At 59.9% G+C, this 15,302-nt stretch carries 12 protein-coding genes and 1 pseudogene; 7 read left to right on the top strand and 6 right to left on the bottom strand.

Translation table 11 applies throughout. The features are described from left to right. Positions 1-33: 33 nt before the first annotated feature. Positions 34-1,065, bottom strand: a complete 1,032-nt coding sequence (locus I8N66_RS21540) for a transporter substrate-binding domain-containing protein (RefSeq protein ID WP_223730619.1) — start codon at positions 1,063-1,065, stop codon at positions 34-36. Between the two features lie 453 nt (positions 1,066-1,518). Further along, a complete protein-coding gene (locus I8N66_RS21535; RefSeq protein WP_113535905.1) occupies positions 1,519-2,403 on the bottom strand; it encodes a LysR substrate-binding domain-containing protein in 885 nt (294 codons plus the stop codon). 134 nt (positions 2,404-2,537) lie between these two features. Between I8N66_RS21535 and glyA the strand changes: the two genes are divergently transcribed. The 3 genes from glyA (at position 2,538) to purU (ending at position 5,745) form a co-directional block, all read left to right on the top strand. Further along, positions 2,538-3,815: a serine hydroxymethyltransferase gene (glyA, locus tag I8N66_RS21530; RefSeq protein WP_113535906.1), complete on the top strand. Its 1,278-nt coding sequence runs from the start codon at positions 2,538-2,540 to the stop codon at positions 3,813-3,815. A 118-nt stretch (positions 3,816-3,933) separates the two neighbouring features. Continuing rightward, positions 3,934-4,824, top strand: a complete 891-nt coding sequence (gene folD, locus I8N66_RS21525; RefSeq protein ID WP_291157438.1) for a bifunctional methylenetetrahydrofolate dehydrogenase/methenyltetrahydrofolate cyclohydrolase FolD — start codon at positions 3,934-3,936, stop codon at positions 4,822-4,824. A gap of 24 nt (positions 4,825-4,848) precedes the next feature. Further along, on the top strand, positions 4,849-5,745 hold the full coding sequence (gene purU, locus I8N66_RS21520) for a formyltetrahydrofolate deformylase (protein WP_113535908.1): 897 nt from the start codon (positions 4,849-4,851) through the stop codon (positions 5,743-5,745). 184 nt (positions 5,746-5,929) lie between these two features. On the opposite strand, the gene I8N66_RS21515 is transcribed toward purU, so the two are convergent. Beyond that, complete coding sequence (locus I8N66_RS21515) at positions 5,930-6,124, bottom strand: hypothetical protein (RefSeq protein WP_291157435.1); 195 nt, start codon at positions 6,122-6,124, stop codon at positions 5,930-5,932. 541 nt (positions 6,125-6,665) lie between these two features. After that, positions 6,666-6,977, bottom strand: a complete 312-nt coding sequence (locus tag I8N66_RS21510) for a hypothetical protein (protein WP_291157433.1) — start codon at positions 6,975-6,977, stop codon at positions 6,666-6,668. 195 nt (positions 6,978-7,172) lie between these two features. On the opposite strand from I8N66_RS21510, the gene I8N66_RS21505 reads away from it, so the two are divergent. The 4 genes from I8N66_RS21505 to I8N66_RS21490 all read left to right on the top strand — a co-directional run bounded on the left by I8N66_RS21505 (position 7,173) and on the right by I8N66_RS21490 (position 11,266). Beyond that, complete coding sequence (locus I8N66_RS21505; RefSeq protein ID WP_223730616.1) at positions 7,173-7,862, top strand: hydrolase; 690 nt, start codon at positions 7,173-7,175, stop codon at positions 7,860-7,862. Positions 7,863-8,060: 198 nt separating this feature from the next. Then, positions 8,061-8,735, top strand: a complete 675-nt coding sequence (locus tag I8N66_RS21500) for a YoaK family protein (RefSeq protein WP_291157429.1) — start codon at positions 8,061-8,063, stop codon at positions 8,733-8,735. Between the two features lie 57 nt (positions 8,736-8,792). Then, positions 8,793-9,959: a low temperature requirement protein A gene (locus tag I8N66_RS21495; protein WP_291157427.1), complete on the top strand. Its 1,167-nt coding sequence runs from the start codon at positions 8,793-8,795 to the stop codon at positions 9,957-9,959. A 35-nt stretch (positions 9,960-9,994) separates the two neighbouring features. Beyond that, a complete protein-coding gene (locus tag I8N66_RS21490) occupies positions 9,995-11,266 on the top strand; it encodes a patatin-like phospholipase family protein (RefSeq protein WP_291157424.1) in 1,272 nt (423 codons plus the stop codon). Between the two features lie 280 nt (positions 11,267-11,546). Here I8N66_RS21490 and I8N66_RS21485 read toward each other — a convergent pair whose 3' ends face one another. Together I8N66_RS21485 and I8N66_RS21480 are read right to left on the bottom strand one after the other, a co-directional pair. Beyond that, positions 11,547-12,476, bottom strand: a complete 930-nt coding sequence (locus I8N66_RS21485; protein WP_291157422.1) for a formylglycine-generating enzyme family protein — start codon at positions 12,474-12,476, stop codon at positions 11,547-11,549. A 97-nt stretch (positions 12,477-12,573) separates the two neighbouring features. Beyond that, a pseudogene (locus tag I8N66_RS21480) lies at positions 12,574-14,964 on the bottom strand (arylsulfatase). Between the last annotated feature and the right edge of the window lie 338 nt (positions 14,965-15,302).

The raw sequence follows: 15,302 nt of genomic DNA, 5'->3' as shown, positions 1-15,302 counted from the left end.
AGCGGCAAATGCCGCGCCAGCCCGTTGTCAGGTTCAATTCCAGAGCGGGGAATAGATTGCGCCACCCTGGGTCCAAAGGGCGTTCGCCGTGCCCTTCCGGTCGAGATACATCCTGGTGTTGGGACCGAGATTGCGATCGTAGATCTCGCCATAGTTGCCAACGGCCTTGATCGACTGAGCTACGAAGTCGTCGGCAAGGCCGAAGTCCTTGCCGTAGCCGCCGCCAACGCCCAGGAGCTTTTGAACGAAGGGATCTTCGCTCTTGAGCTTTTCGTCGAGATTGTTCTGGGTGATGGCGGACTCTTCCGCCTGGAAGAGACCGTAATGGACCCAACGCAAAGCGTTGCGCCATTTGGAGTCGTTTGCGACCACAAAGCCACCGAACGGCGACTTGTCGAGGGTGTCGGGGAGGATCAGATAATCGGCAGGCTTCGGCGAATTGCCAGCCCAAGCCGCAAGCGCGGATTTATCCGTGCTCATGGCGTTGCAGCGGCCGGAGTTCAGTGCTGCAAAGAGTTTTTCGAGGTTCTCATAGGTCAATACCTTTGAGGTCGTCCAGCCGCGAGCCTTGAAGGCATTGGTAAGGACCATCTCGGTGGAGGAGCCCTGCGTCGTGCAGATCGTCGCGCCCTCGAGGTCGCTGAACTGCGTCACCCCGGAATCGACCTTCACCATCACGCCGTTGCCGTCGTAGAAGTTGATCGGCAGGAAATCGATCGCGATGGCGGATTCGCGCGCCGGCTTGATCGTCGTGTGGGCGAAGACGACGTCGACCTGATTGGTAAGCACCGCGTCGAAGCGGCTCTTGTCCGTCACGGTGATGAACTTGACCTTCGACACGTCGCCCAGAACTGCGGCCGCGACGGCTTTGCAGAAGTCGACGTCCAGTCCCTCCATCTGGCCGGTCGTGGTGTTCAGATAGCCGAATCCGGGCGCGGTATTGTCGGTGCCGCAGTTCAGGACGCCCCGCTGCTTCACCGTATCCAGGACGGATGCGGAAGCGCTTGTCGCTGCGAGAGCCAGCCCGGCGAATACCCCGGCTGCGAGTGCTTTCATGAATTTCATTTCAGTTCCCCTTTCGGACGCTCTGACGAGTTGTGGGCCTAAAGACGGAGCACTGGCGGGGACTGATTTCGATGTCGGCCGCAGCGGCTATTGCCGTTCTGAAGCAAAAAATGTTCCCGCCGGTTCGCCGATGTCGCTAAAGCCCCATCGATCGGCAGGGGGACGATAAGGGGTCGATTCGTTTAAATCTACTTAATTTCCCTTGATCATTACATAAGCAAAACTGATGAATGAAATGCGCCACGGCGAGGCGCAACCGCCCCAGACTACCCAGGCGTGTCTATCTTAGGATCGAACAGGATCTTGCTCGGCAAAGAGCAGTAACGTAGCCAGGACGCGGACGTGAGCGCGGCGATGAGCGCTACGAGCACGGCCAATCGCCCGATGAAGGCAGGCCAAAGCTCAAGGGCTCAACACCCTATGGTTTGCTTGAAATGATGGTCAGCCCGCGCCCTACTTGCGCGTAATCTGCTCAATGAAGACCTGCATGGCAGGGCTCCGCTTCTCTGCTTTGCGAAAAGCCAGGAAGATCTTGCGGCGGATTTCTGGAACGACCTTGCAGACCCAGACATCCTCCAGGTCATGGCTGGCCCGAAGGCCCGGTAGCATCGAGATGCCGTAATTCTGCCGTATGAGAGCGATCGTTACCTCGAACCCTTTGCAACGCGCGACGATATTGGGCTTGAAGCCGGCGGCCTGGCAGGCATCGGCAAGCATCGTGTTGTAGGTGTCCGATGCGGTGTCGATGGCCCAGCGCTCGTTTCGCAGTTCCTTGAGTTTGACCGTCGGCTTTTCGGCCAGCTTATGGTCCTTCGATACCATGACGTTGAACACATCCTCCATCAGATAGATGGTTTCAATGTTGGGGTCCAAAGCGCCCGTTGGCATGTTGAGGTCGTCAATGATGGCTACATCGGTCTGCCAGCTTCTGAGTGCGGCCACGCTTTCCGCAGGCTCCATTTCATCGAACTGGACGGTGAGGTGCGGGTGCATTTCGGCAAGCTGATGGACCACTCGCGGGATCAATGCGGCCGCAACTGACGGGAAAGCCGCCACCCGCAACTCGCCCGAGATCACGCTTTTCAGTTCCGAGATATCGGCTCGCGCAGACTCGATTTCTGACAGAATGTTCCCGGCGCGATCGACAAGCTTCTGCCCGGCAAGCGTCATGACGACGCCGCGCCCCCGGCGCTCAATCAGTTTGATGCCCACCTCTTCCTCAAGGAGTGCAATCTGTTGCGACACCGCGGACGGGGAAACATAAAGAGCCTCGGCCACAGCCGCCATTGTCTTTCGGATCGAGAGTTCCCTGAGAGCCCGCAGACGCCCAATGTCCATGCCATCCTCCCGTTCCGATGCTCAATTGATTAGCATACCTGATGGTATATGCAAATATTATTAACTTTTTCTGGATCGTGACGCCGACTAGTTTGCCCTCCAACGAAATGGATACCCGATATTGGAGAGGAACAATGGAAAACGTCGCAAAGGCATTTTTCGAAACGCACGTCGAAGAGCGCGATCCGCTCGTTGCAAACGCTCTTGCCAACGAGCGTCATCGCCAACAGAACCAGATCGAGCTTATCGCGTCGGAGAACATCGTCAGCCGTGCGGTCCTCGATGCACTTGGCCATGAGATGACCAACAAGACGCTCGAGGGTTACCCCGGCAATCGCTTCCACGGTGGCGGCGAATTCGTGGACGTGGTCGAGCAGGCTGCCATCGACCGCGCCAAGGAACTCTTCGGATGTGCCTATGCCAACGTCCAGCCGCATTCCGGCACGCAGGCAAACCTGGCGGTCTTCTTCCTGCTGATGACCCCTGGCGACAAGGTTCTTTCCCTCGACCTTGCTGCAGGCGGCCACCTTTCACACGGCATGAAGGCTAACCTGTCAGGTCGGTGGTTCGAGGCACACAACTACAATGTGAACGCCCAGAACGAAGTCATTGACTATGACGAAATGGAGCGCGTCGCAGAAGAGGTGCGCCCGAAGCTCCTGATTACCGGCGGCTCGGCGTACCCACGTGAACTCGACTTCGAGCGCATGTCGAAGATCGCCAAGAAGGTCGGTGCGTACTTCATGGTGGACATGGCCCATATCGCAGGTCTGGTGGCAGGGGGTGCGCACCCCTCCCCGTTCCCGCATGCCGATATCGTCACATGCACAACGACGAAGACACTGCGTGGTCCGCGCGGCGGCCTCATTCTGACAAACAACGAAGAATGGTTCAAGAAGCTGCAAGCTGCGGTCTTCCCGGGCGTCCAGGGATCACTTCACAGCAACGTCCTTGCGGCAAAGGCGATCTGCCTGGGTGAGGCACTGCGAGATGATTTCAAAGTCTACGCCCACCAGGTCAAGGCAAATGCCAGGGTACTTGCAGAAACGCTCGCCGATCGCGGCGTCCGGATCGTGTCGGGCGGCACTGATACGCACATCGTGTTGCTCGATCTTTCGAGCAAAGGCCTCAATGGCAAGCAGGTCGAGGTAGCGTTGGCTCGTGCCAACATCACCTCGAACAAAAACCCGATCCCAGGCGACAGCCCTCGCCCGCCCGAATGGGTTGGTATGCGTCTTGGCACGTCGGCGGCGACCACTCGAGGCCTGAAGGAAGAGGAGTTCAAGGCGCTCGGCAAAGTGATTGCCGATCTCATTGACGCTGAAGCCGCTGGAAAGATTGACGAAGTCGTGGGTAATGCGAAGGCGGTCGTCGCCGACCTCACCCACCGCTTCCCGGTCTACGGACACTGAGCTCCACCCACCGACGCTCCGAATTCCTGACGCATGCCGCGCGAGCAGAATGCACCGCGCGGCATGGTCATACTCAGGCGTCGCGATGTCCCGAACCGGTCGACAGGAGAGCAACGAGATGGGAATGCATAGATTTCACCGCGCTGAGGTGATCGACGGAAAGACCTTTGCGAACGGCCTTTTGAAGAGCATCGAGACTGACGTCGCCTTGCTTCTGGCAGAGACCGGTGCTGCCCCGGGCCTCGCTGTCGTGCTCGTGGGCGACGACCCGGCGAGCGCCGTCTATGTTGCGTCCAAACATCGCCAGACCGTTGCGGCGGGCATGAAATCGTTCGAACACCGACTGCCGGCAGATACCACTCAGGACCAGCTCATGGCACTGATCGGCGCATTGAACCAGGACCCTCAGGTTCACGGGATCCTGGTGCAGTTGCCGCTGCCGCGTCATCTTGACCCCAACTTAGTCATTCAGGCGATCAACCCCGACAAGGACGTTGACGGCTTTCACATCTCCAACGCCGGGCGGCTCGCAACAGGCCAGCCTGCCTTGATCCCCTGCACGCCACTTGGCTGCATGATGCTCCTCCATGATCGACTGGGGGCGGATTTGGCTGGATTGAACGCGGTCGTACTAGGCAAGTCCAACATCGTTGGCAAACCAATGGCGCAGCTCCTGATGAGCGCCAATTGCACTGTGACAGTCGCCCATTCAAAGACGAGGAACACGGCCGAGCTTTGCCGCGCCGCCGACATTCTGGTCGTGGCCGTTGGAAGACCGGGGCTCGTTCGCGGAGAATGGATCAAGCCAGGGGCCGTCGTCATCGATGTCGGCATCAACCGTATCGTCGAAGACGGGAAATCCAGGATCGTCGGAGATGTCGCTTACGCCGAGGCGGGGCATGCCGCGGCCATCACCCCCGTCCCTGGAGGCGTTGGCCCAATGACGATCGCCTGCCTCCTGTCCAACACACTCACAGCTTTTCGCCGCCAACAAGGCCTCGTTGCATAAATCGCCAAGAACGGTACCCATCACATGACCAGCACCAAGCCTCGATACGCGCTGCGCGTAGCCTGTCCTTCCATTCGCGGGGTAACGGCCGCGATTGCGTCCTATCTCTCCGAAAATGGCTGCAATATCTCCGACAGTGCCCAGTTCGACGACGCAGACACCGGACGCTACTTCATGCGCATCAGCTTCCAGCCTGAAGAAGGGCACAGCCTCGACCAACTCCGCGAGGGGTTCGCGCAGATCGCGGCCAGATACCAGGCTGACGCCGAGTTCTTCGACGAAAGCGCAAAGAAGAAGGTGATCCTGATGGTTTCACGCTTCGGCCACTGCCTGAACGACCTCCTTTATCGCTGGCGCATCGGTGCGCTGCCGATCGACATCGTTGGCGTGATCTCCAATCATCTGGACTATCAGCGCGTTGTCGTGAACCACGACATACCGTTTCACTGCATCAAGGTGACCAAGGATAACAAACCGGCAGCCGAAGCCGAGCAAATGCAAATCGTTGAAGATTGCGGTGCCGAACTTGTCGTGTTGGCGCGCTACATGCAGGTTCTCTCAGACGAGATGTGTTCGCGGATGTCGGGCAGGATCATCAACATCCATCACTCATTCCTCCCGAGCTTCAAGGGTGCGAACCCTTACAAGCAGGCATTCGAGCGCGGCGTGAAACTCATTGGCGCCACGTCTCACTATGTCACTGCCGACCTCGACGAAGGTCCGATCATCGAACAGGACACCGTGCGTGTGACGCATGCTCAAAGTGCCGAGGACTACGTCAGCCTCGGCCGCGACGTGGAAAGCCAGGTGCTCGCTCGCGCGATCCACGCGCATATCCATGGCCGCGTCTTCATCAACGGGAACAAGGCTGTGGTCTTCCCACCTTCGCCAGGCTCGTACGCCTCGGAACGGATGGGTTGAACCAGGCCCCGCGGAAGAAGGTTCCCAGGTGCACCCCTTGGTCGGCGATCGGGCCAAGGGACTTTTGAGAGTATCACGCTGACTGGCCAGCGGGCAGAGGTGCACCAACCTCAGCCCGTGGCGTCAGAGGCGCGGCCGGCGATTGGCAGGCCCAGCCTAGTCCAGCCATCGTTGGCAAACGGGGTCATTTCGACTTGCACATCGCGGCCATCTGCGACCCATTTGCTGGCCATGTCAGGTTGATCGTCTCCGCCACAGCAAAGACCCGCTCCTGAATATCGATGGTGCCCCGTCTTGCGTGCGCCCAATCCACGTCAACCATGACACCGTCGGCTTTCGCTCGACGTCCGCTGACCCCGACACTGTCGATGTCTTCCATCGCGGCGAAATTCAGCACGCGACGGTACGCAACGGGAGGAGGTCAGCGCGCTTGCCGACGGTGACCGAGCCCGTGACGTCCCCAGCCCAAGCGCCTTGGCGGACCGATCCGGCGCCTACGCCCAAACCCACGCCATCGCACTTTCGGATCACGGCGAACACCGGGTCATCGATGCCTGACTTCGCCGCAGGAGCGCAAGAACGTTCTAAAAACAGGCATTCTGGACAAGAAACTAGAGCGCAATAGCAGCAATATCGAAAAACCAGACCCGCAACCGATCAGATCAGGGAGAAGCCGATGATCCTGGCAATCAAGCCACCGTTCCGCAGCCTTCTGATCTCGCGCGCGCATGCTTTCTGCCCGCAGCCAGCTCGCTGATCGGTGCGTTATGCATGTCCGATGGACTTTCCCTTGCGAGCGCTTGGCCGCCTTCTTGGCTCGTGCTGCATGCTTGCTCTTGCTCCTGCGCCTCGCTCACGGACGGACAATCTCTTTATCACGATGGACCACTAGATGAAGATCCGACCACTCGTCGGCAGCTTCAGACACAAGGAGGAAGCATGAGCTCACCCGACGCACGTTCCTCGGCGCAGCCTCGTCGCTTGCCCTGCCTGCTCTCTTTTCGTCGGCCCGCACCGCCGGCGCCCAACAGTCCGGAGACACCACGACGACGCCCGACCTCATTCTCCACAACGGCCTTGTCACGACGCTCGATCGCGCCAATCCGACGGCCACCGCCATTGCCATCGCCGACGGCCTCATTCTTTCGGTCGGTGACGACCGGACGAAAGAACCAGCGATCCGCTTTCTGTGACTGTTCTTCAAGCCAGGTGTTGGAGCGTCTGACTTTCATCTGAACCGAGGTGCTCCAGGTCACATCACTTCATGTCGATTGTTGCAATATTCGCAACTCTATCGAAATTCTTATTGCACTTGTTCGGCGCAATCCGACCCGATACTCCTGTTTTCACCAGACAAGTTCACCACAGACTGGCGAAGACAGACACCGACATCCTTCTTCCCAACCAGCTCAAAGAGGAGATATCCCATGGCCAAACTCGAAGTCCTGACCCCGCAGAACAGCCAGCTGATCTTCATCGACCAGCAGCCGCAGATGGCCTTCGGCGTGCAGTCGATCGATCGCCAGGTGCTGAAGAACAACGTCGTCGGTCTCGCCAAGGCCGCCAAGGTCTTCAACATCCCGACGACGATCACCACCGTCGAGACCACGTCCTTCTCCGGCCACACCTATCCCGAACTGCTCGCCGTCTTCCCGGAGAACGACATTCTCGAGCGCACCTCGATGAACTCCTGGGACGATCAGAACGTCCGCGATGCGCTGGCGAAGAATGCCGCCAACGGTCGCAAGAAGATCGTCGTCTCCGGCCTGTGGACCGAAGTCTGCAACACCACCTTCGCGCTCTCGGCCCTTAATGATGTACCGGATTACGAGATCTACATGGTGGCCGACGCCTCCGGCGGCACCTCGGTCGATGCGCACAAATACGCCATGGACCGCATGGTCCAGGCCGGCGTCATCCCGGTGACCTGGCAGCAGGTCCTGCTCGAATGGCAGCGCGACTGGGCCCGCAAGGAAACCTACAATGCCGTCACCTCGCTGGTGAAGGAGCACTCGGGCGCCTATGGCATGGGCATCGATTACGCCGTCACCATGGTTCACAACGGCGAAGAGCGCACCCACCACGGCAAGACCATCGGACCGAACCCGGCGAAGTAAGTATCATCGGATCCCCTGGGCTGTCGCCCAGACAGACCTGGGGATCCGCATTGTCCTTTCAGAATTCGTTTTCAAGGGCGCACCGCGGAGCGTTCGCTTCACGTCCGGACGGACGATACCAGCATCGACCGTTGCGTTGTCGCTGCAGTCGTTGCTCTCGTTGCCAGGGCGCGCAATCAACTAGGGGAGCGGCATACGATGCTCACGATACTTCGCGGGAAAAGCAACTCGCTGGCGCTGGCCTTCATTTCCGGCTTCGCCGACGCACTCTTCTTCATTCACTTGGGCGGTCTTTTTGTCGGGCTCGTCACCGGCAATGTCGTGCTCCTCGGGCTGGGCCTGGTCGGACACGAGAAAGGCGGATTGCGCGGTCTCCAGATCATGTCCTTCCCCCTCTTCATGGTGGGCGCGGGATTGGCGGCAATCATGGTCGCCTGGATCAAGCCTCTCGAGCGGGCAACGTTCTGGACGCTCATCATCGCGGCCGTTGCATTCGCGACGTCCGCCCTTCTGGCAATCTTCGATGCCGGACCGGTGTCGGCCTGTGCGTTGCTCGCCGTCACCGCGATGGGAATGCTGACGGCGATCGAGCGTCTCGACCCGAGACTCGGCCCACCATTTTCGCTCATGACGGGTAACATCGCCGGCCTTGCGGTCGCCACGGCCCGTCGCGTCATTGGCTACAGCGAGAAGCCGGAGGAATGGGGGCAGTCGCTGACGTCGTTCATCCTGGTGTTCGGCTTTGTGATGGGGTGTGCTGCCGGCGCGTTGGCGCAAGTCACCGTGGGTGTTGGAGGAATGCTCTTTCCCGCCTTCTTGTTGCTTCTCGTCGGGTTCTTCTATTCACCGCAAGAAACGAAGAAGCCCGGCTGAACCGTGGCATCCGTCGCCTTCCCCCCCTGCAATCGCGATCTCAAGAGGAGGTCTGCCTTGTCTGCGATAGCCGCCTTTAGCCTCGCCCCGCGCGATCGCGACGAGGCCAGCCGCAGCTCGACTTCGCTCGAGTTGATGTTCGATCTTGCGACCGTCGTGGCGGTGGGTGCCGCCGCTCACAGCCTGGCGCAGGACATCGAGGCCGGCGCATCCGGACCCGGTCTCGTACGCTTCGCCTGCAGCTTCTTCATGGCCTGGCTGGCTTGGGCGAACTACACATGGTTTGCCTCGGGCTATGACAACAAGTCGGCCGCCTTTCGTGTGCTGACGATGGTCATCATGTTCGGATCGCTGACCCTTGCCGGCGGGATAAGAAGCGGCCTTGGCGATCAGCCCCATTGGCTCGTCCTCATCGGTTTCAGCATCATGCGCCTCGGCATGATCGCCCTTTGGCTCGGCGCGGCGAATGGCGATCGGCAGGCCCGCCCCGCGGCCCTGCGTTACGCGGCCGGGATCGGCACCATGCAGGTCTACTGGAACACCCTGATCGTCACAGTTTCCCCGGAAGCGCCGGTCTACTTGCCGCTCTTTGCACTCGGCGCCGCCGGCGAACTGGCCGTACCGCTTTTGGCCGAGCGCGGGACCGCGAGCAACTGGCACCATGGTCACATCATTGATCGCTACAACTCGTTCAACATCATCGTCCTTGGTGAATGTTTTGCTGCCATCGCCTTGATCATCTCAGATCCGGCGACGCCCGAGCTCAGACATTTCTGGTGGGCGACGCTCTGCTCCATCATCGCATTTTCGATGTGGGGATTGTATTTTGACCGCAACGAACAGCTGCTTGGCCGTGAAGCTCGCACCGTTCTGACCTGGGCCTACGGCCACTGTCTGCTTTTCGCAGCCGGAGCGGCAACGGCCGCCGGTTTTGTCGTGTTTCTAAGCGCTGCCCGCAACGCGACCGTTTCGCAACAGCTCGCCGCTCTCGCCTTCTGCATCCCGATCGCGATCTACCTGACCGCCCTTTGGCTCGTCCGCGACCGGGCATCCAGGCATGGCTCGATGCACTGGCTTCTCCTGGTGGTCGCAGCGCTCGTGCTCGCAAGCGGGGCGTTTGCCTCCCACGCTCTGGAAATGAACGCAGCTTTGCTGGCGTTCGCTGTCACGATACGCCGTCGCCTATATCCGGCACCCTTTCGCGACGGCAGCGAACGCAACTGACAATCCGCGATCGGCAAAGTAGGCTGGAGACAATGATGGGGGATCAAAGGCCGATGTCGTTGTCAGCGACCATTCTTGTGCGCTATCCGGGATTTCGATCCGCAATCATGCCGCTCCTTTTGGCGTCCATTCTCCTTACCGCATGCGTCGCCGGGCCTGAGCGTGTCTCCGTTCCGGCAGAACAGGCCTCGACTGTTAAAATCGATGAGGTGGACTTTGCCCGCTTCTGGGGAGACGAGGTCACGCCCACGTTGCGCTCGCTCATTACACAACAGTACGCACAGACGCAGACTGCTGTTCGATCAGGGCATCGGCCGTCCACCGCCACAGACCATGTCGACTTTCTTGCGATTTCGGGCGGCGGCGCCGACGGTGCGTTTGCTGCAGGATACCTGACGGGCTGGACCGAGCGAGGCAATCGACCGCAGTTCGAGGTTGTGACAGGGGTCAGCACCGGCGCCTTGGCCGCCCCCTTTGCTTTTCTTGGTCCGGGTCATGACAACGAATTGCGCGAAGTTTTCACGCAGTACGGTGACCGCGACATCTATCGAAATCTCGGGCTGTTCGGTGTGATGGGCCGAGGCCTCTATGACAATTCGCCGTTGCGGCAGTTGATCGGCCGCTATCTCACCGAAAAAATGGTCGAAGAAATCGCAGCGCAATACCACATTGGCCGCCGTCTTTTGATCCAAACCACCAACATCGATGCCCAGCGTCCCGTCGTTTGGGACCTGTCCGCAATCGCCGCCAGCGCACGCGCCGATCGTCGAGAACGCATGATCGACATCCTGTTGGCGTCCGCCGCCATACCCGCGGTATTCCCACCGGTCCGCATCGATGTGAGGCTGGACGGTCAAGTCAGGCAGGAATTGCATGTCGATGGCGGGACGGTGGCGCAGGTCTTCTTCGCCCCGCCCAATATCGAGCTCTCGGGTTATGAGAAGCGCTACTTTGGTCATGCCCGGTCGCGAACGCTCTATCTGATCCGCAACGGGCGATTGACGCCCGAATATACCGAGGCGGAAGAAACGGCGCTCGGGATCGCCCGCCGCTCGATCGAGACCTTGATCAAGTATCAGACGATATCCGATTTGACGCGCTTGCAGCTACAAACGACGGCCGCGCGCGGTCAGCTCTATTACGCGTCTATCCCCGATCGTTTCACACTGAGATCGAAATCCGAGTTCGATCGAAACTACATGCAAAAGCTTTTTGCTGTCGGAAACGAAGAGGGACGTCTTGCGCGCTGGCGCAAGCAGCCGCCGCCTACGCCGGTGCAGGCGGCCGAAGGGCGCAATCCTGGCTGATGTTTTGCGCCGATAAATGCCACGCTCGCTAGGCAGTTCCTGAGCCTGCGGGGGTCATCGGAAGAAGAGAAACTGAACCAGCATTCCGAGCGTTAGCGCGACGGCCAGAACCCCCACCGCGACGATCAGCGTATGGTTGTTCCGCAACTTCCTAGCTAGCCAAAGATAACGGGCAAGCCAACACGGCACACACTGAGGTACCAGCTCGGCTGGCGCTCGAAGCGCCCGTTCGCGCCCATTGTTGCCGAGATCCGCGCGGCTGCAGCCATGAAGTCAGGCTCTATGGCCGGCGGACACAGCGAAAACCGATATGGGTTGTCGCCGCGTTCTCCTCCTGGGGATGGCGTGCTTGAGGGCGGTAACGACGGCAGTAGTTTGGTGCGCAGAGATGCGATCCGCCTTTGATCACCCGCCTTGCGGCCCTGATGTCGGGCCGTGCCGGATCGCGGCTTGCCTCGGCGCTGCCACCGCGCGGGTTGACCGGAACGCAGCAAGCCTTTTCGGCCGGGGCGGAATGGCGTGTCGTCCAATAGTCGCTCGTCCACTCCCAGACATTGCCGATCATATCGTAGAGGCCGTAACCATTCGGCGGGAAGCTGCCGACTGGCGAGGTCCGCTCGAACCCGTCGCTTTTGAGATTTTCAGTCGGAAACATGCCGTGCCAGGTATTGGCCATGCAGCGGCCGTTTGGGATGAATTCGTCCCCCCAAGCAAACTCCTTGCCTTCGAGGCCGCCCTTGGCTGCAACTTCCCACTCCGCCTCCGTCGGCAGGTCCTTATCCGCCCAAACGGCGTAGGCCATGGCGTCGGCATAGGCGATCTGGACGACCGGATGGTCGAGCTTGCCACGCAGGTTGCTCAGGCCCCCATAGGGCCGACGCCAGTTCGCACCGAACTTAAATTTCCACCATTGCGATGGATCGCGACCGGAGACCCGCTTCGGTGGGTCAAAGACCACCGACCCCGGCTTTAGCATTTCGGGCGGCGCGCCGGGATAATCTTGTGGATTGGACGCCTTTTCGGCGAGCGTAACATAACCGGTAACCTCCACGAATGCGGCAAACTGCCGGTTGGTCACCGGTGCCACGTCGATCCAGAAACCATCGACCTTCACCGGATGGGCAGGAGCTTCCTCGGGATAATGATGGTCCGAGCCCATGAGGAAGCTGCCCCCGTCGATCCAGACCTGTTCGGGAGCGCTGACCTGCATCCTTATTCGACCGACAGCCGGTCGGTCAGGCGAGACATTCATGCGTCACCTCACCCTGATGCCGGGCCAAGACGATCCGAAAAGCCTGAGCACGCTCTCAGTTCAGCTGGACCGTCAGCTTGTCGATCGTCCCAGTGAAGGCGAACGGCACCTGGTAGTCCTTGTCATCGACACCGGTGCGCGTATCCATGCCGACATCGAAGGTCTCGTCCCATGGCATCAGGGCGGGGACAGTGTGCGGGATGTTCTGGCTGGCGACCTCCTTGCCATCCACCTTGAGAATGCCCGTACCGCCGCTGCCCATGGTGTGGCTGTCCGATGTGAAGCCGAACTCGATCGTATGCTTACCGGCGGCCAGCGTGTCGGGGCCCTCCCAGCGGAAGCGCTCGATGTCCACGAAATTGTAGAGGAACACCGGCTTTTACTTCAGGATGTAGAGGCCGAAGCCGCCAAAACGGCCGCCGGTGGTCACGAGCATGCCGTCCGCGCCAGCCGCCGGGATCTCGATCTCAGCGGTGATCGTGTAGGACTTGTTCAGGATGTTCGGAGCATTGCCACCGGGCACGCCGGAAACGACGCCTGAATAGGTGAACAGCTTGCGCCCCGCGGTCGCACTCGGACGCGGGGTCATGAGGCGCTCCAGGATCGAGTTGTCGAGCGGGAATACGTTGTACTTTGCGGCTTCCAGCAGGAACAGTTCCTGCATCTGATGCAGCTTGTCCGGATTGCTCTGAGCAAGGTCGTTGGCCTGCGAATAGTCCTCTTTGAGGTTGTAGAGCTCCCATTTGTAGCCATTGACCACTTCCGGCATTGGCGCCTTGCCCATCAGCCAAGGTGCTGCCGGCGGAGTGGTACAGGCGTACCAGCCGTCGTTGTAAATGCCACGGTTGCCGAACATCTCGAAGTATTGCGTGTGGCGCGTCGAGGGCGCGTCGGCGTTGGCCTTATCCCACGTGTAGGCCATGCTGACGCCTTCGATCGGTTTCTGCGCCACGCCGTTGACCATGGCTGGCGCCGGAATCCCGGTCGCCTCGAGGATCGTCGGAACGATGTCGATCATGTGGTGGAACTGGGTACGAATACCGCCTGCGTCCTTGATGCGGGCGGGCCACGCCATTGCCATGCCTTGCCGCGTACCGCCGAAATGCGAGGCGATCTGCTTGGTCCATTTGAACGGTGTGTCGAAGGCCCATGACCACGCTACCGACATGTGTGGGTAGGTCTGGTCGGAACCCCAGGCATCATAGAATTTCAACTGGTCGGCGACAGGGATCTCCATGCCCTCGATAGTGATCACCTCGCTCGGAGTGCCGAGCGTGCTCCCTTCCGCGCTCGTGCCGTTGTCGCCCTCGATATAGATGACGAGCGTGTTGTCCAGCTTGCCCATGTCGTCTACCGCCTGGATGACGCGGCCGATCTCATTGTCGGAATAGGCGACGTAAGCTGCAAACACCTCGGCCTGGCGGGCAAACAGCTTCTTGCTGTCGGCGTCGAGCGTGTCCCATTTCGGCAGGTCATCGGGCCAGGCGGTAAGCTGCGTATCTTGCGGGATGACGCCAAGACGCTTCTGGTTCGCGAAGATCTGGTCGCGCATGGCATTCCAGCCCATGTCGAACTTGCCCTTGAACTTCTCGATCCATTCCGGCGTGGGATGGTGCGGCGCATGCGTGGCGCCGGGTACGTAGTAGACGAAGAAGGGTTTGTCAGGTGCAGCCGCGTTCAACTGCTTGATGTAGTTGATGGCGTTGTCGGCCTCGTCGGTAATCAAGTTGTAACCGGGCTTTCCGACCCACGGAAATATCTGCGTGTGATCCTGAAAGAGATAGGGCTCCCACTGGTTGCTATCGCCGCCCATAAAGCCATAGAAGTAGTCGAAGCCCATGCCCGACGGCCATTGGTCGAAGGGACCGGCGCTGCTGTACTGGAATGACGGCGTGTTGTGATTCTTGCCAAACCATGAGGTGGAATAGCCGTTCTGTTTCAGTATGTTGCCGATCGTCGCGTTGTCCACGCCCAGAACCGAGTCATATCCTGGATAGCCGGTTGCCTGCTCGGAAATCACACCGAATCCGGTCGAATGATGGTTGCGTCCGGTGATCAGCGCTGCCCGCGACGGCGAACAGAGTGCGGTTGAGTGGAACTGCGTGTAGCGCAGGCCCATCTGCGCCACGCGATCAAGCGCCGGTGTCGGGATGACGCCGCCGAACGTCCCGGCAACCCCGTAGCCGGCATCGTCCGTCATGATCAAAAGGATATTGGGTGCGCCCTTGGGTGGGACGATCTGCGGCGGCCAATACGGTTTTGAGTCCTTTGCGCTCAGCCCGATCTCGCCGCCGAAGGTCGCTGGTGGGTTGGGGAGGTAGCGTCCATCGACGGTCGTCGTGGCGTCCGGTGCGCCCGGTGTGCCGGTGATTTGTTGTGCGTTTGCAGCCCAGGCTGAACACGTCAGAGCCGCCGCGGCGACCTGGGTCAAAAGAGCCAATTTCATTCGCATGGTGCACTCCCTGGTCGCTACCATCAGATCGAAACGGTCACATCAGCATGAATTGAGGGGAACTTCAGTCGAACGAGCACATCAGAAAGTATTAGTTGGAACCTAAGCCCAACTAACTCCACAAAGGCCAAACAGAATTAGCAACAATGATATGCCGTGGCGGGACATACTCTGCATCTGCGCCATCACTCCACCCATGCTATTAATATTAGCATAGGCTTGTCGGTGCAGCCAATTAACCCATATGACGGAAGCTCCGAATGTAGCGACGGCGCGCGAGCGCCTGGGTGACGCTCAACGTCTCACCGGCGCTGCCGCGAGTCCAGGCCGCC

The sequence above is a fragment of the Ensifer sp. SSB1 genome, from assembly GCF_016652895.1.
GTDB lineage: Bacteria > Pseudomonadota > Alphaproteobacteria > Rhizobiales > Rhizobiaceae > Ensifer.
The sequence above is the reverse complement of the archived record's forward strand: the minus strand, read 5'-3'. Positions and strand labels throughout refer to the sequence as shown.